The organism is Streptomyces mutabilis (genome assembly GCF_014649815.1).
Classification (GTDB): domain Bacteria; phylum Actinomycetota; class Actinomycetes; order Streptomycetales; family Streptomycetaceae; genus Streptomyces; species Streptomyces mutabilis.
This window is the reverse complement of sequence record NZ_BMTT01000006.1, coordinates 196,010-211,702: the sequence shown is the minus strand read 5'-3', so window position 1 is coordinate 211,702 and position 15,693 is coordinate 196,010. Positions and strand designations below refer to the sequence as shown.

At 71.6% G+C, this 15,693-nt stretch carries 14 protein-coding genes and 1 pseudogene; 10 read left to right on the top strand and 5 right to left on the bottom strand.

Annotated features, from left to right (window positions below; translation table 11 throughout):
• Positions 1-12 precede the first annotated feature (12 nt).
• From IE142_RS15850 to IE142_RS15835, 4 genes are all read left to right on the top strand, one after another.
• The gene (locus tag IE142_RS15850; protein ID WP_191886368.1) at positions 13-1,923 is read left to right on the top strand and encodes an ABC transporter transmembrane domain-containing protein; all 1,911 of its coding nucleotides are present in this window, start codon (positions 13-15) and stop codon (positions 1,921-1,923) included.
• Positions 1,920-3,701 carry an ABC transporter ATP-binding protein gene (locus IE142_RS15845; protein ID WP_191886367.1) on the top strand — a complete coding sequence of 594 codons (1,782 nt, stop codon included), beginning with the start codon at positions 1,920-1,922 and terminating at the stop codon, positions 3,699-3,701. Before IE142_RS15850 ends, IE142_RS15845 begins: the two co-directional genes overlap by 4 nt.
• A 452-nt stretch (positions 3,702-4,153) precedes the next feature.
• On the top strand, positions 4,154-4,624 hold the full coding sequence (locus tag IE142_RS15840; RefSeq protein WP_191886366.1) for a DUF5709 domain-containing protein: 471 nt from the start codon (positions 4,154-4,156) through the stop codon (positions 4,622-4,624).
• Positions 4,625-4,681: 57 nt separating this feature from the next.
• A complete protein-coding gene (locus tag IE142_RS15835) occupies positions 4,682-4,957 on the top strand; it encodes a type B 50S ribosomal protein L31 (RefSeq protein WP_191886365.1) in 276 nt (91 codons plus the stop codon).
• 103 nt (positions 4,958-5,060) lie between these two features.
• Here IE142_RS15835 and IE142_RS15830 read toward each other — a convergent pair whose 3' ends face one another.
• Positions 5,061-5,855, bottom strand: a complete 795-nt coding sequence (locus tag IE142_RS15830; protein WP_191886364.1) for a metal-dependent hydrolase — start codon at positions 5,853-5,855, stop codon at positions 5,061-5,063.
• 145 nt (positions 5,856-6,000) lie between these two features.
• On the opposite strand from IE142_RS15830, the gene IE142_RS15825 reads away from it, so the two are divergent.
• The gene (locus IE142_RS15825; protein WP_191886363.1) at positions 6,001-8,514 is read left to right on the top strand and encodes a DEAD/DEAH box helicase; all 2,514 of its coding nucleotides are present in this window, start codon (positions 6,001-6,003) and stop codon (positions 8,512-8,514) included.
• 19 nt (positions 8,515-8,533) lie between these two features.
• Positions 8,534-9,403, top strand: a complete 870-nt coding sequence (locus IE142_RS15820; RefSeq protein ID WP_191886362.1) for an acyl-CoA thioesterase — start codon at positions 8,534-8,536, stop codon at positions 9,401-9,403.
• Positions 9,404-9,422: 19 nt separating this feature from the next.
• Here IE142_RS15820 and IE142_RS15815 read toward each other — a convergent pair whose 3' ends face one another.
• Positions 9,423-10,355 (bottom strand): DUF6397 family protein, encoded by a 933-nt coding sequence (locus IE142_RS15815; RefSeq protein ID WP_191886361.1) that lies wholly within the window; start codon positions 10,353-10,355, stop codon positions 9,423-9,425.
• 138 nt (positions 10,356-10,493) lie between these two features.
• Entirely contained in the window at positions 10,494-10,907 is a 414-nt protein-coding gene (locus IE142_RS15810) for a roadblock/LC7 domain-containing protein (protein WP_043375649.1), read from the bottom strand.
• Between the two features lie 107 nt (positions 10,908-11,014).
• On the opposite strand from IE142_RS15810, the gene IE142_RS15805 reads away from it, so the two are divergent.
• Positions 11,015-11,443, top strand: coding sequence for a PPOX class F420-dependent oxidoreductase (locus IE142_RS15805; protein ID WP_191886360.1), 429 nt, complete (start codon positions 11,015-11,017; stop codon positions 11,441-11,443).
• A gap of 36 nt (positions 11,444-11,479) precedes the next feature.
• Here the strand turns inward: IE142_RS15805 and IE142_RS15800 are convergent.
• A pseudogene (locus tag IE142_RS15800) lies at positions 11,480-12,038 on the bottom strand (GTP-binding protein).
• Positions 12,039-12,557: 519 nt separating this feature from the next.
• Between IE142_RS15800 and IE142_RS15795 the strand changes: the two are divergent.
• Positions 12,558-13,157 (top strand): class I SAM-dependent methyltransferase, encoded by a 600-nt coding sequence (locus IE142_RS15795; RefSeq protein WP_191886359.1) that lies wholly within the window; start codon positions 12,558-12,560, stop codon positions 13,155-13,157.
• A gap of 64 nt (positions 13,158-13,221) precedes the next feature.
• Here the strand turns inward: IE142_RS15795 and IE142_RS15790 are convergent, their stop codons facing one another.
• Positions 13,222-14,118 (bottom strand): oxygenase MpaB family protein, encoded by an 897-nt coding sequence (locus IE142_RS15790; protein ID WP_191886358.1) that lies wholly within the window; start codon positions 14,116-14,118, stop codon positions 13,222-13,224.
• A 97-nt stretch (positions 14,119-14,215) separates the two neighbouring features.
• Between IE142_RS15790 and IE142_RS15785 the strand changes: the two genes are divergently transcribed.
• Both IE142_RS15785 and IE142_RS15780 read left to right on the top strand, forming a co-directional pair.
• The gene (locus tag IE142_RS15785) at positions 14,216-14,512 is read left to right on the top strand and encodes a hypothetical protein (RefSeq protein WP_191886357.1); all 297 of its coding nucleotides are present in this window, start codon (positions 14,216-14,218) and stop codon (positions 14,510-14,512) included.
• Positions 14,513-14,650: 138 nt separating this feature from the next.
• The gene (locus IE142_RS15780; protein ID WP_191886356.1) at positions 14,651-15,598 is read left to right on the top strand and encodes an NADH-quinone oxidoreductase subunit E; all 948 of its coding nucleotides are present in this window, start codon (positions 14,651-14,653) and stop codon (positions 15,596-15,598) included.
• The last annotated feature ends 95 nt before the right edge of the window (positions 15,599-15,693 follow it).

Below are 15,693 nucleotides of genomic sequence, written 5' to 3'. Positions count from 1 at the left end.
CACTGGGACGTCATGCAGATCCGAGACCTTCCGTTTCCCGACCCGGGCGTGCCGGACGCACGCTCCGGGCCCCGATTCCTGTGGTGGCTTTTCCGGAACCAGCTGGGCGGGCAACTCAAGTCGCTGGCCTGGGGCCTGTTGCACTTCGCCTCCGTCTCCGCGCTGCCGTTCTGCGTCGGTCTCGCCATCCAGGCCGTCGTCGACGGCTCCGGCGCCGGGCTCGCCGTCGCGGGTGGCCTCATGGCGCTGTGCTGCGCCGGCAACGCGGTCGGCGACACCTTCCTGCACCGCGCCGCCGTCACCAACTGGGTCACCGCCGCGGCCCGCGTCCAGCAGCTCCTGACCCGCAAGACCGCCCTGCTCGGCTCGGCCCTGACCCGTCGCGTCGCGGCCGGTGAGGTGGTGGCCGTCTCCACCGGCGACGTCGAGAAGATCGGCTGGTTCGTGGAGGCCGTCAGCCGCTTCACGGCGGCGGCGCTGACCATCGTGCTGGTCTGCGCGGCCCTCATCGTCTACGAGCCGGCCCTCGGCGTCGTCGTGGTCCTGGGCCTGCCGGTGCTGGCCCTCGCGGTACTGCCGCTCCTCCCCCGGGCCACCCGGCGGGCCGACGTCCAGCGCGAGAAAGCCGGCCGCGCCACCGAACTCGCCTCGGACACCGTCGCCGGACTGCGGGTGCTGCGCGGCATCGGCGGCGAGGAACTGTTCCTCGACCGCTACCGCGAGGCCTCCCAGGAAGTGCGCCACGCGGCCGTGCGCAGCGCCCGCATGTGGTCCCTGATCTCCGCGATCCAGGTTCTGCTACCGGGACTGTTGCTGATCGCGGTGATCTGGCACGGCGTCCACCTGGCCCGCGAGGGCCGCATCGGCGTCGGCGAACTCGTCACCGTCTACAGCTCAGTCATGATCCTCACCTATCCGCTCCGCCACTTCGAGGAGATCGCCATGGCGTACTCCTTCTCCCGGCCCTCCGCCAAACGGGCCGCGCGGGTGCTGGCGCTGGAGCGGGCCACCGACACCGCTGGATCGCGCGCCGCCGAAGCCCCGGCCGGGGACCTGTACGACCCGGACACGGGGCTCCTCGCATCGGCCGGCCGCTACACCGCCGTGGTGTGCGGCGACCCGGACGCGGCCGGGCGCCTGGCAGAACGGCTCGGCGGACACCCCGCGGAGGAGGGCACCTCCGCCCTGCTGGGCGGGGTGCCGCTCGACGAGCTGCCGCTGGAGTCCGCGCGCACCGCCGTCCTGGTCCAGGACAAGGACCCGGTGCTGCTCTCCGGCACGCTGCGCGAACTGCTGGACGTGCCCGCCTCCGGCGCGGTCGACGCCGGGGACGCGCTTGCGGCGGCCCAGTGCGGGGACGTGCTGGCGGCGCTGGTGCAGGGGTCGCTCGGCGCGGACGACCCGATGGACGCCCGCATCACCGAACGGGCCCGCTCCCTCTCGGGCGGGCAGCGCCAGCGGCTCGCCCTTGCCCGGTCTCTGATCACGGACCCGGAAGCGCTCGTGCTGGACGAACCCACCTCCGCCGTCGACTCGCACACCGAGGCACGGATCGCGGAGGGCGTACGGTCCCTGCGCGCCGGACGCACCACGGTCGTCTTCACCTCGTCGCCGCTGCTGCTCGACCGAGCGGACCGGATCGTGTTCCTGCACGACGGGAAGGTCGCCGCGGTCGGCGTCCACCGGGAGTTGCTGCACACCGAGCCCCGGTACCGGGCGGTGGTGACCCGGGAGACCGACGAGGAGACCGCGGCACACCGGGAAGCGAGCCAGGCCGAAGACGGGCAGACGAAAGCCCTCGACGACCGGCGGTCCGTGAACGGCGACCGGACCGCGGACCGCGGTCGGACGGCCCCGGACGGCGACGTTCTCGGCGACGACGACGTACTGCACCGACTGGAAGAGATCGAGGAGACGGCATGATCGGCGTCGCGCCACCGTCGTACGACCCGGCAGCCCCGACGACGGCGAGCACCCTGCCCGTCGGCGCGCCCGCGACCGTACGCGCCTACGCGGGAGAACTGCTGCGCCGGCACCGCCGCGCGTTCGTCTTCCTCGTCACCGTCAACACCGTCGCGGTGATCGCCTCGATGGCCGGCCCCTACCTGCTGGGCGGGCTCGTGGAACGGGTGTCGGACGGCACCCGCGAGCTGCACCTCGGCCTCACGGCAACGCTCTTCGTGCTGGCGCTCGTCGTCCAGGCCGTGTTCGTCCGAGAGGTGCGGTTGCGCGGAGCCATGCTCGGGGAGCGGATGCTGGCCGATCTGCGCGAGGACTTCCTGGTGCGGTCGGTCGGGCTGCCGCCCGGCGTCCTGGAGCGGGCCGGCACCGGTGACCTGCTCTCCCGGATCACGACGGACATCGACCGGCTCGCCAACGCCATGCGCGAGGCCGTGCCCCAGCTGGCGATCGGCGCCGTGTGGGTGGTGCTGCTGCTCGGCGGGCTCGTGGTCACGGCCCCGCCGCTGGCGCCCGCGGTCCTGCTCGCGGTGCCGCTGCTGGTGATCGGCTGCCGCTGGTACTTCCGCCGGGCGCCCTCCGCCTACCGCTCGGAGGCCGCGGGATACGCCGCCGTGGCCGCGGCGCTCGCGGAGACCGTGGACGCCGGGCGCACCGTCGAGGCCCACCGGCTGGACGCCCGCCGCATCGAGCTGTCGGAACGCCGGATCAGGGAGTGGACGGCCTGGGAGCGCTACACGCTGTGGCTGCGCTCGGTACTCTTCCCGGTCATCAACGTCACCCATGTGACCGTGCTCGCCTCCGTTCTGCTGATCGGCGGGGTGTTCGTCCTGCAAGGCTGGCTCGGGGTCGGTCAGCTGACCACGGCCGCGCTGATCGCGCAGATGCTCGTCGACCCGGTCGGCATCATCCTGCGCTGGTACGACGAGCTGCAGGTGGCCCAGGTGTCCCTGGCCCGGCTGGTGGGCGTGCGGGACATCGAGCCGGACGCCGGTGACGCCTCGCTCGCCCCTGACGGCCGGCACGTGCACGCCGACCGCGTGCACTTCGGCTACCTCGAGGGCGTTGACGTCCTGCGGAAGGTGTCGCTGGAGGTGGCCCCCGGTACGAGGCTCGCGCTGGTCGGTCCCTCCGGGGCCGGCAAGTCGACGCTGGGCAGGCTGCTGGCCGGCATCTACGGTCCCCGCGACGGCCGGATCACCCTGGGCGGCGCGGAGCTGTCCCGGATGTCCGCCGAGCGCGTCCGCTCGCACGTCGCCCTCGTCAACCAGGAGCACCACGTCTTCGTGGGTTCCCTGCGCGACAACCTCCGCCTCGCCCGGGCCGGCGCCACCGACGCCGAGCTGTGGGCGGCGCTGGGCGCGGTCGACGCGGACGACTGGTCCCGGGCGCTCGACGAGGGCCTGGACACCGAGGTCGGCTCGGGCGGCTTCGCGCTCACTCCGGCCCAAGCCCAGCAGATCGCCCTGGCCCGGCTGGTGCTGGCCGACCCGCACACGCTGGTGCTGGACGAGGCGACGTCGCTGCTCGACCCCAGGGCGGCCCGTCACCTCGAACGCTCCCTGGCCCGGGTCCTGGACGGCCGCACGGTGATCGCGATCGCACATCGTCTGCACACCGCCCACGACGCGGACGTCATCGCGGTCGTCGAGGACGGACGGATCAGCGAGCTGGGCAGCCACGACGAGCTGGTGGCGACGGACGGCGCGTACGCGGCGCTGTGGCGGTCGTGGCACGGGTGACAAGACGCCCGGTGCCGGGCGGGCCACCGGCCGCGCCCGTCCGGAACAGAAGGGGACCGGGCACGCCCGACGCGCGGCCGGTCCGCGGGCCGGCCAAGTGCGTGCCGTCCGCGGACGGTGCCCGGGCGGGCAGAGTGCGTGCCGTCCGCGGACGGTGGGCGTCGGCCGTGACCGTCCGGCGCGGAACGGTGCTCGGCCGGCGGAATCGGGCGCCCGTCGGGGGCACGTCTTCGGCCGTGACCGGACCGGCGCGGTACGGGCGCCGGGGACCCGGTCGACGGCCGTGCCGTTGCGCGCTCCCGAACGGGAGTGGAAGGCTGGGAGGAGGCACCGGCTCGGGGTGGCCTCGGGAACCGTGTGGTTCCGCGAGGGGTGACGCTTGTGCCCCGGCAGCGGCGACCCGCCGCGGACCACGGCGAGAAGGGGTTCGGCCCCACCCCCTGGAGGTACCCGTGAACAGCGTCGGCGGATGGGGAGATGACGTCTACCAGCCCGACGGATCCGAGCAGCGCGAGGACACCGGGCTGCTCGACGGTGAGGACACCCTCGAGTACGACGGCGTGGACGATCCCCTCGACCGCGGCTGGTCCCCGCCCGAACGCCCCTGGGCGGTGGAACACACCGGCGTGACGGCCGCCGAACGGCACCGAGGCGAGACGCTGGATCAGCGGCTCGCCGAGGAGCGGCCGGACGTGCTCGCTCCCGACGGCGACGGACTTGGCGATTCCGACGGCACCGACGGGGAACTGCTGGACAACGAGGTCGGCACGGATCGTTCCGGTCGGCTCGTGGCCCCCGACGAAGGGACGCATGAGGACGAGGAGCCCGCTCTGGTTGCCATGGACGTGGGCATCGACGGTGCCGCCGCCTCCGCCGAGGAGGCCGCGATGCACGTAGTCGACGAGGACTCCCTGCCCGGCTGACGTCACGCGCGGCGGTGTTCCGCCGTCACCCCAATCCGCGCCGCAAGAGGAGCAGTCATGCAGCAGGACAAGCACCCGGAGTACCGGCCCGTCGTCTTCCGTGACCGCAGCGCAGGGTACGCATTCCTCACCCGGTCCACCGCCACCAGCGACCAGACGATCGCGTGGGACGACGGCGAGACCTACCCGGTGGTGGATGTGGAGATCTCCTCCGAAAGCCACCCCTTCTACACGGGCAAGGCTCGCACGGTGGACTCCGAGGGGCGTGTCGCACGCTTCGAGCGACGCTACGGCGACGGAGGCGAGGAGCAGGGCGCCGGCGGTACCGGCTGAAGGGACCCTGCCACCGATCCCGCGTGTCGGCCGAGGCCACGGCACGGGCACTGGCACCGGCACCGGCACCGGCACCGGCACGGAACCCGGGGGGCGATGGGTGTCAGATGAAGTTGAGCGCCGCCGCGCCGCCCACTCCGCCGAGGAGCATGAACGCCGGCATCAGCACCTTCAGCTCGACCCAGCTGCCCGCCCGGAACCGCATCGCCTTCGGCGGGCCGATGGGGTACCAGCGCTTGCGCCCCACCGGTATCGGCCAGAGTATGGGGCAGCCCGAGACGGTCAGCGCGTCCCCGATGTCGTGCACCAGCGCGCCGAGCACGATCGGCAGCCCCAGCCACAGGTACTCCTGGCCCGGTGCGGTGAACAGCCAGTCCGAACCCCCGTCCGGCTTGTCCAGTATTCCGGCGAGGATCCACGCGCTGGTCCCCGCCAGCAGCCAGACCAACACGTCGCTGCTGGACCCGCGGGTCGCCCGCCAGAGCAGGCCCTCGATGGCGAGCACCATGTGCACGAAGAGGATCGCCAGCACGGCCCAGCGGCCGCCCGTGATGGCCAGCACCGAGGTGCCGCCGCCGATCAGGACCGCCCAAAGCCAGGTGTGGGTCAGCGTGCGGTGGCCGCCGGAGCGGCGCGGGTCGCCCTGCTTCTTCGTGGCCTTGTAGACAGCGTAGGACAGCTTGTCCACGATCTCGCACAGCCCCCGTGAGACCGGCCCGAAGGCCCGAGAGATGGTGGCCGCCTTGTGGTCGAGATCCGGGGCGAGCGCGGCTCCGGCGCAGATCAGCGCTCCGCCGAGCAGCACCGGCCAGGGCATCGGCTGCCCCGCCGCGGCGGTCGCCGCTCCGACGCCGAGCCACGCCGCGGCGCCCGACAGTGAGTGTGCTGGTCCCATCATCGCCGTTGCCCGCCCCATTCCTCGTGTGCCGCTGTGCAGTTGTCCGGGTCCGCCGCAGCCAGGTCGGCGACCCAGCGTAGCGTTCGTGATCTTCACACGGACAGCCGATTCCCCCATCACGGCCGAGGCCAGGCAAGATGGGGGCGTGACCCTCATCGATCAGCTGCCGCGGACCGCCGACCCAGATGCCCTGTACGAAGCCTTCGAGGCGTGGGCCCAGGAACGCGGTCTCACGCTCTACCCCCATCAGGAGGAGGCGCTGATCGAGGTGGTCTCCGGCGCGAACGTGATCGTGTCGACGCCCACCGGCTCCGGCAAGAGCATGATCGCCGCGGGCGCCCACTTCGCCGCCCTGGCCCGTGACGAGGTCACCTTCTACACGGCACCGATCAAGGCCCTGGTGTCGGAGAAGTTCTTCGAGCTGTGCAAACTCTTCGGCACCGAGAACGTCGGCATGCTGACCGGCGACGCCTCCGTGAACGCCGACGCCCCGGTCATCTGCTGCACGGCCGAGGTCCTGGCGTCGATCGCGCTGCGCGACGGCAAGCACGCGGACATTGGCCAGGTCGTCATGGACGAGTTCCACTTCTACGCGGAACCCGACCGCGGCTGGGCCTGGCAGATCCCCCTGCTGGAGCTGCCGCAGGCCCAGTTCGTCCTCATGTCGGCCACCCTGGGTGACGTCTCGTTCTTCGAGAAGGACCTCGCGCGCCGCACCGGCCGCCCCACGGCGGTGGTCCGCTCGGCCACCCGGCCCGTGCCGCTCTCCTACGAGTACCGCTACACACCGCTCACCGAGACGCTTACCGATCTGCTGGAGGCCCGGCAGGCGCCCGTCTACATCGTGCACTTCACGCAGGCGCAGGCCGTGGAGCGGGCACAGGCCCTGATGAGCATCAACATGTGCACGCGGGAGGAGAAGGACCGGATCGCCGAGCTGATCGGCAACTTCCGCTTCACCACCAAGTTCGGCCGCAACCTGTCCCGTTACGTCCGGCACGGCATCGGCGTCCACCACGCCGGCATGCTGCCCAAGTACCGGCGGCTGGTGGAGAAGCTCGCGCAGGCCGGTCTGCTGAAGGTGATCTGCGGTACGGACACGCTCGGCGTGGGCGTCAACGTGCCCATCCGTACGGTGCTGTTCACCGCCCTGACCAAGTACGACGGCACCCGGGTGCGCACGCTGCGGGCCCGCGAGTTCCACCAGATCGCGGGCCGGGCCGGGCGCGCGGGGTTCGACACGGAAGGCTTCGTCGTCGCCCAGGCGCCCGAGCACGTCGTCGAGAACGAGAAGGCGCTCGCCAAGGCCGGTGACGATCCGAAGAAGCGACGGAAGGTCGTCCGCAAGAAGGCACCCGAAGGCTTCGTCGCCTGGTCGGAGAGCACCTTCGAAAAGCTCATCGCTTCCGATCCCGAGCCGCTCACCTCCCGGTTCCGGGTCACGCACACCATGTTGCTGTCCGTGATCGCCAGGCCAGGCAACGCCTTCGCGGCCATGCGGCACCTGCTGGAGGACAACCACGAGCCGCGCAAGCAGCAGGTGCGGCACATCCGTCGGGCGATCGCCATCTACCGGTCGCTGCTGGACGGCGGCATCGTCGAGAAGCTCGACGAGCCGGACGCCGAGGGCCGCATCGTCCGTCTCACGGTGGACCTGCAGCAGGACTTCGCGCTGAACCAGCCGCTGTCCACCTTCGCGCTGGCCGCCTTCGAGCTGCTGGACCCGGATTCCCCGTCGTACGCGCTGGACATGGTCTCCGTCGTGGAGTCCACGCTGGACGATCCGCGGCAGATCCTGGCCGCCCAGCAGAACAAGGCGCGCGGCGAGGCCGTGGCCGCGATGAAGGCGGACGGCGTCGAGTACGAGGAGCGCATGGAGCGCCTCCAGGACATCACGTACCCGAAGCCCCTGGAGGAGCTGCTCTTCCACGCCTACGACACCTACCGCAGGAGCCACCCCTGGGTCGGCGACCACCCGCTGTCGCCGAAGTCGGTCATCCGGGACATGTACGAGCGGGCACTGACCTTCACGGAGTTGGTCTCCCACTACGAACTGGCCCGCACCGAGGGCATCGTGCTGCGCTACCTCGCGAGCGCGTTCAAGGCCCTCGACCACACCGTCCCCGACGACCTCAAGTCCGAGGACCTGCAGGATCTGATCGAGTGGCTCGGCGAGATGGTGCGCCAGGTCGACTCCAGCCTGCTGGACGAGTGGGAGCAGCTGGCCAACCCGGAGGAGATGACCGCGGAGGAGGCGCAGGAGAAGGCCGATCAGGTGCGGCCGGTCACCGCCAACGCGCGCGCCTTCCGTGTCCTGGTCCGCAACGCCATGTTCCGCCGTGTCGAGCTCGCCGCCCTTGACCAGGTCGAGGAGCTCGGCGAGATGGACGGCGAGGGCGGCTGGGACGCCGACGCGTGGGGCCAGGCCATGGACGCGTACTGGGACGAGTACGACGACCTGGGCACCGGACCCGACGCCCGCGGCCCCAAGTTGCTGATCATCGAAGAGGAGCCGCAGCACGGCCTGTGGCGCGTGCGGCAGATTCTCGACGACCCGAACGACGACCACGACTGGGGCATCAGCGCGGAGGTCGATCTCACGGCCTCCGACGCGGAGGGCCGGGCGGTCGTCCGCGTCACCGATGTCGGCCAGCTGTGAGCACAGGAGAACTTCAGCGATGACGAATCCGGCCGAGAGCCTCGTTGCCCTGCTCGACCTGGAGCAGATCGAGGTCAACATCTTCCGTGGCCGCAGCCCGGAGGAGTCGCTGCAGCGGGTCTTCGGCGGCCAAGTGGCCGGCCAGGCGCTGGTCGCGGCGGGCCGCACCACGGAGAGCGACCGCCCGGTGCACTCGCTGCACGCGTACTTCCTGCGTCCGGGACGCCCGGGCGTGCCGATCGTGTACCAGGTCGAGCGGGACCGGGACGGCCGGTCGTTCACGACCCGCCGGGTCACCGCGGTGCAGCAGGGCCGCACGATCTTCACGCTCACCGCCTCCTTTCACAAGCCTGAGCAGGGGAGTTTCGAGCACCAGCTGCCGCCGGCCCGCAGGGTCCCGGACCCCGAGTCCCTGCCGAAGGTCGCCGACGAGGTCCGGGAGCACCTCGGCGGGCTGCCCGAGCAGTTCGAGCGGATGGCCCGCCGTCAGCCCTTCGACATCCGCTACGTGGACCGGCTGCGCTGGAGCGCCGAGGAGGTCGAGGACGCCGAGCCCCGCAGCGCCGTGTGGATGCGCGCGGTCGGGCCGCTCGGTGACGACCCGCTCGTGCACACCTGCGCCCTGACCTACGCCAGCGACATGACTTTGCTGGACGCCGTGCGCATCCCGGTGGAACCGCTGTGGGGCCCGCGGGGCTTCGACATGGCGTCGCTGGACCACGCCATGTGGTTCCACCGGGCGTTCCGCGCGGACGAGTGGTTCCTGTACGACCAGGAGTCGCCGATCGCGACCGGTGGGCGAGGGTTGGCGCGGGGACGGATCTACGACAGGGAGGGACGGATGCTGGTGTCCGTTGTCCAGGAAGGGCTGTTCCGGGCCCTGAAGTAGTCGCGAGTCACGGGTCCAGTCAGGGGTCTCTGCGCCAGAGCCTGCCGAGCAGACCGCACAAGCGTCCGGTTTCTTCCGCCTCGTGCCGTGTCTCTTCCCCATCGGGCGGAGACGGTACGGGACGGAAGGCGGGGCGGGGCGCGGGGAGGTACCGGCGAGCGGCCTTCATCTCGGCCGCCAGATTCGTGTGCAGCCAGTCGATCTCGTCGGGGTCGGCCGCCGTCATGATCTCTTCGACGAGCCGCGCGGCCGGGGAGCCGGGGGTCGCGTGGGCCGGCGGCACCGGGCGGAACCGGTTCAGACGAGAACGCTCGTAGGGGTCCCGGACGGCCGCCGACACCTCGACCGAGCCCAGCAGCGCCGCCACCGCCGCGGCCCGGGTCCACGGGTCGGCGGCGTGGCGGAGCAGGAACCCCAGGTGCCGTCCCCGCCAGTTGCGGGGACGCAGGTCCACGCCTTCCGTCAACTGGTCCCTCAGTCCCTCGGGCGTACGGCCCTTGAGCACTGCGGCGTTCATCTCCTCGCCCGCGAACTGCCGTAGCTCGTCGGCAAGATACAGCCAGACGACGGCACGGTAACGGTTGACGTAGAACCTCACGGGCACCAGGAGGCCCAGACGGGCGAGACGGGTGAAACGGGCCTTGGCCACCGCCATCAGGGCCGCGCCCTCCGTGGTGCCGACGGTCCGGACGCTCTCGCGCAGGGTCTCCGGGAATCCCTCCAGCGCCCGGATCCGCTCGATCTCGTCGCGGGTGACGCGTCGGCCACCCCTCCGGTCGTCGTAGTCGTCGGGCACGGTGCGGATGCGGCCGATGTGCACGGCGAGGTCGAATTCACCGCGCTTGAGGCAGAGTTCCCTCGCCGCGCGGCCGGGCGAGAGGGTGATCTCGCCGGTGGCGCCGGTGCGCCGGAGAGTGGTCGTGGTCTCGTGCGTGAGAATGCTGCCGGACATGTTCGTCTCCCCCGTGGAGTGTGCGGCGGGCGCCGGTCCGCGCCCGCCTGACACAGAACGGTAGCCGCCGGCGCGACCTTCGCGTCGCGCCTGTGGAAAACTCCGCGACAGGCCTCACGGGAGTACTGAAAGCCCAGGTCAGAGGTCTGTTGGTGATATCCGACCCGGCTGTCGAGCATCGACGTCGAGATGCTCGCCCACCCGGTTCACGAGCAGCGTCATCTCGTAGGCGATCTGCCCGATGTCGGCCTCCGCGCCGCTGAGCACGCACAGGCAACTGCCCGAGCCCGCAGCGGTGACGAACAGGACGGCGTCGTCGAACTCGACCATCGTCTGCCGTACCTGGCCCGCGCCGAAGTGGCGGCCCGATCCCTTGGCCAGACTGTGCAGTCCGGACGAGACGGCGGCGAGGTGCTCGGCGTCCTCGCGGCGCAGGCCCGTACTGGCTCCGGTCACCAGCCCGTCGTTGGACAGGACCAACGCATGCCGGACGTGCTCGACCCGCTCGGTCAGGTCGTCCAGCAGCCAGCCGAGTCCCTGGTTCTGCGCCATGATCCGATCTCCCCGTGTCGTCCCCGTGTGCGTGCGTCTCCCCCGCGGCGGAGGATCTGCCCGCCAGCCTTCACCACGGCCGTGCTCCGGGCAAGGAGGATGTGGGCATGGCACAGAGGATGACCGATGAGGAATGGCGGGCGTTCGTCTCGGAGGGCACCCGCACCGGCAAGCTCTCGACCGTTCGGGCGGACGGCAGCCCGCACGTGGCACCGGTCTGGTTCCTGCTGGACGGGGACGACGTGGTGTTCAACACCGGCAGGGACACCGTGAAGGGACGCAATGTGGTGCGTGACGGCCGAGTCGCCCTGTGCGTGGACGACGACCGGCCACCCTTCGACTTCGTCGTGCTGCAGGGCCGCGCTCGTGTCTCGGAGGACCTCGGCGAACTCCGGCACTGGGCCGCCCGTATCGGGGCCCGGTACATGGGCGAGGAACGCGCCGAGGAGTTCGGGGCCCGCAACGGGGTTCCGGGCGAGCTCCTCGTCCGCGTCACCCTTGACAAAGTCCTGGCCCAGAAGGCCGTGGCGAACTGAGGCCCCGCCGGTGCGAGCTTGGCAGGACCGGCCCGCTCAGCGCACGGAGTCGAGCGGCCGGGCGTGCGCATCCGCCCGGCGTACTCGACGAGCCGGATCAGCACCTCCTTGCCCGAGTCGCGGTCCCGGGCGGCGCACAGCAGCACGGGGGTTCCCCGGTCCAGGTCGAGGGCGCGCAGGACGTCCTGCGCCTCGTGGCGGCGTGCCCCCCCCTGAGGCCAATTGACGGCCACCGCGAACGGAATGCGTCGGTGCTCGAAGTAGTCCACGGCCGGGAAGCAGTCCGCCAGGCGCCGGGTGTCCGCCAGGACTACGGTGCCGAGCGCGCCACGGGACAGTTCGTCCCACAGAACCAGAACCGGTTCTGCCCCGGTGTGCCGAAGAGGTACAGGGAGAGGCCGGACCGGATGGTGTTGCGCCCGAAGTCCACGGCGACGGTCGTTGACCTTGCGGTCGATGCCATCGGTGTCGTCCACCAGCCGGCCAGCTTCGCTGAGTTGCTGGTCCGTGCGCAGCGGCCTGATGTCGCTTACCGCGCCCACCAGAGTGGTCTTCCCACGCCGAACTCCCCGGTGAGCAGGATCTTCAACGCCAGCGCCGTCGTGTCGCCGTCCGCCGTGCTCCTCCCGGTCCGGTTGGTCGTGCACGGTCGTGCCGGTCATGGCTCTCGGCTCCTCGGTGAGCAGCCTCTCCTCAGCCGCCCCCACAGTCGCGTAGGCGCTGCCGGCGGCGAGAAACGATCGATGGTCTCCGAGCACCCCGACGCCACGGACGAAGTGCATCGTCCAGATGCCGGTGCCGATCGCCGAAGCCGCGGTGAGCGGCCAGTTGCGGCGCGCGCGGCCGACGGCGGCGAGGGCGCGCACGGTGCAGCGCAGCCCGAGGGCGGCGCCGGTACAGGCCATCGCGTACGACAGCGCGGGGGTCAGCCGGCCGAGGGCAGCGTAACCCAGGTGTCCTATGGCCCCGGGACGCTGGTCCCGGCGAGGGCGCAGAACAGGGACGCATTTCGCACGCTGTCGCTATGTGACACAGAGAAGCCCTGGAACGATCGCGTCATGCTCGAACAAGTGCACCAGGGCATCCTTCGTGCCATTGGGGGATCATGCGGAGCATGAGCGACGACCACACGCACGTCCAGGAGTTCTTCGGCGCTCGCGCCGCCGACTGGGACAGCCGGTTCCCCGACGACGGCCCCGCCTACGCGGCCGCGGTCGCCGAACTGGGTCTGCACGAGGGAGCTCGCGTGCTCGACGCGGGCTGCGGAACCGGGCGTGCCCTGCCCCCGTTGCGCGCGGCCGTGGGCCGCTCGGGTCTGGTTGTCGCGGCCGATTTGGCGCCCGCCATGCTCCAGGCCGCCGTTCGGGCCGGGAGGGACCGTGCCGGACGGTTGCTGCTGACCGACGTCGCCGCGCTGCCCCTGCGGTCACGGTCGCTCGACGCCGTGTTCGCCGCGGGCCTCATCTCGCACCTGCCCGATCCCGCCGGGAATCTGACGGAGTTGGCGCGCGTCGTGCGTCCCGGTGGTGTGCTCGCGCTGTTCCACCCGATCGGAAGGGCGGCACTGGCGGCCCGCCGGGGCCGGCGGATCACCCCGGACGACTTGCGCGCGGAGCCCCGGCTCCGGCCCTTGCTGGCCGGTTCCGGGTGGCGCATGACGTCGTACGCGGACGAGGACGCCCGGTTCCTGGCCCTGGCCGTGCGGGAGGGCTGACCACTCAGCTTGCCCGTGCGGCCGCCTCCGCGCGGAGTTCAGTCGGCTGCGGGAGACGATCGACTCACTCGGCGGACGACGTGTCGATGTGCCGGACCGGGCAGCCCCGGACACCGGGAACGGGTCGGGTGCCCAGCTCCGCCAGCCGGTAGCCGTTCGGGTAGCCCTTGATCTCCCGGTTCTGCCGGGCGTGGTGCGGGGCGCGCCGCGGCGGCATCAGGCGGACCGTCCGCCCGCGCAGCCGCACCGCGCGGCGCACGATCGCGCGGACGGCGGGGCTCGGCGGGGTGTAGCGGAACGCCCGCAGGAGGGGTTCGTCGAGCAGGGCCAGGGTCCCGGTGCGCAGCAGCGGTGCGAGGGCGCCCGGGTACCAGGAGGCCATGAGGTCGAGTGTGGCGTCGGAAACCCTGCGCGCTCCTTTGTCCCAAGCGAAGTGGGCCTCCTCATAGGCGTCGAGGCAGGTCTCGAACTCCTCGTACGAGGCCGGTATGTCACGTATGCCCATGTACCGGCCCAGCGTGCGGTAGTGAACGGCCGAGGCGACGGTCTCGTGACGCGACATCCTGCGCCACCCATAGGCGTCGATCCAGCGTTTGGGGGTCACGACGAACGTGCACAGGACGTATCGCATGTCGTCGTTGGAGATGTCGTAGCTGCGGTGCATGTGGTTGATGCGGCGGATGGCCGTGCGGCCCTGCTCGCTGGCGAAACCGTGCTCGACGACGGCGTCCAGGAGCAGTGCCGTGTCGTCGTACCGCTTCTGCGCCCGGTCGGTGAACTCCGCCGTCTCCGCCAGCAGTCGGCCGATGCTCGGGACGGCGTAGGTGCGGTACAGCGCCAGTTCCAGGGCGCGGGCGAAGTCCCAGGGGAATTCGTAGGCCGAGGAGAGCCGGTAGATCTCCGAGGCGTCCTCGTGCGGGTCCATCCGCCGGATCTGCTCCAGGCGCTCGAAACGCTTCACCGTGGCCGTCCCCTTCTGCCGCCGAGGCTTCAACTCTACGTTGAGCAGCAGGAGATGCACGATCGGTCGTGGCATTCGGCAGGGGAGGGTGATCCGCTTGTTCGCAAGGATCCGCGAGGCCTGGAACAGATCTCGCGCCGCACGGCGCACGGAGCGGAAGGCGGGAGGTGAACCGCGTTCGCACAACCTGTTCGAGGCCGCCGCCGTATACGTCTCGGCGTGCGCGGAGGACGACCAGGACAGGATCGACGAGGCGACGGGCTGGGTGTCGCCGGAGGCGCTGTCGTTCGGGGTGAACGAGCTGGCGTGCCGGGCCGTGATCGCGCTCGCGCGGGAGCGCGACGAGTCGCCCCGGGACGTGGCCCGGTCACTGCTGGGTCTGCCCGCGACCTGACGCACGCGTGCCGACGGGGTGGTCGATTCGCCCCCGTCCAGCCGGAAAGCCGCAGCTCGGGTGCGTCCGGGAGTCGTGACAAGGGCTTCCCGGTCGCACTAGGGTGCGCGCCGTTGGACGACCGATGGGGAGGCTGGGATGGCCGGGCCGGACGAGGACGCCGTCGCCGCCGCGGAGGATGCGCTCTATGTGCTCACGGCGGTGCTGCTGACGCCGGCGAAGTTCCCGAGTGTGCTGGGCGACGACTACGTGGAGGCGTGCGAGGCCCTCGGTCTTCCGCCGCTGGCCGACGGCTACGGTCTGGTGCTCGGCCAGGACGGTGACGGCGCCCGGTGGACCGTCGTCGTCGACGACGTCTCGCTGGTCGCCGTCGCCGTGGCGTCCTGGGACTGCGGCATGGAGTACGACCTGTCGCCGGACGAGCGTACGGTCGTCGCCGCGCTGCCCGGCTGGCCCCTCGCGGTCGCCGTGGCTGCCCCCGGCGTTCCCGCGCCGCACGATCCCGCCCCCGAGTCCGCCGACCCCGCGCTGGCGCCGCCGGACACCACGGCCTGGGGGCCCGCACAGCGGCGTCTGGGGGCCGACGAGATCGCGCTGCAGTGGACGCAGTGGCGGGAGCAGATCGACGACGCGGATTTTCCGGCACCCACCGAAGGCGCCGGTTGGGCGGACGGCACTCCGGCAGACGGACTGGAGGCACAAGGCGATACGGGCGCTGCCGAGTCGGAGCCCGACACGGATGACGAGACGGGAGCCGCGGGACGGGCCGCCCCGGTCCCGGCCGGCGTTCCGGACGGGACTGGCACCGGAACCTTCGGGCACAGCGGCGTCCGACGGGTCCTCGCGGAGGCCCGGGCCTACATCGACACTCCTCCTCCGCTGGGCCGGGTGCGGTCGTCGTTCGCGTCGGGGGACGCGCGGACCCTGCGGGCCGACGGCCCGGGCTGGTCGCTGGTCGCCCGGACCGACGACATCGCCTTCGTCCTGCTCGACGAGGAGCCCGGTGAGGTTCTGCCCGTGGGCAGGGGCCCGTCGCTGCCCGGGCTCCTGGAAGCCCTCGACAGGATGGCCGTACGGCCGAGCTGACCGGGGTGGGACACCGGGCCCCGCTACCGGGGTGCCGGTGAGACCCACCTGCGCGGTTCCTGTCCTCGGCCCCTATGCCGGGCTTTCTTTCCATG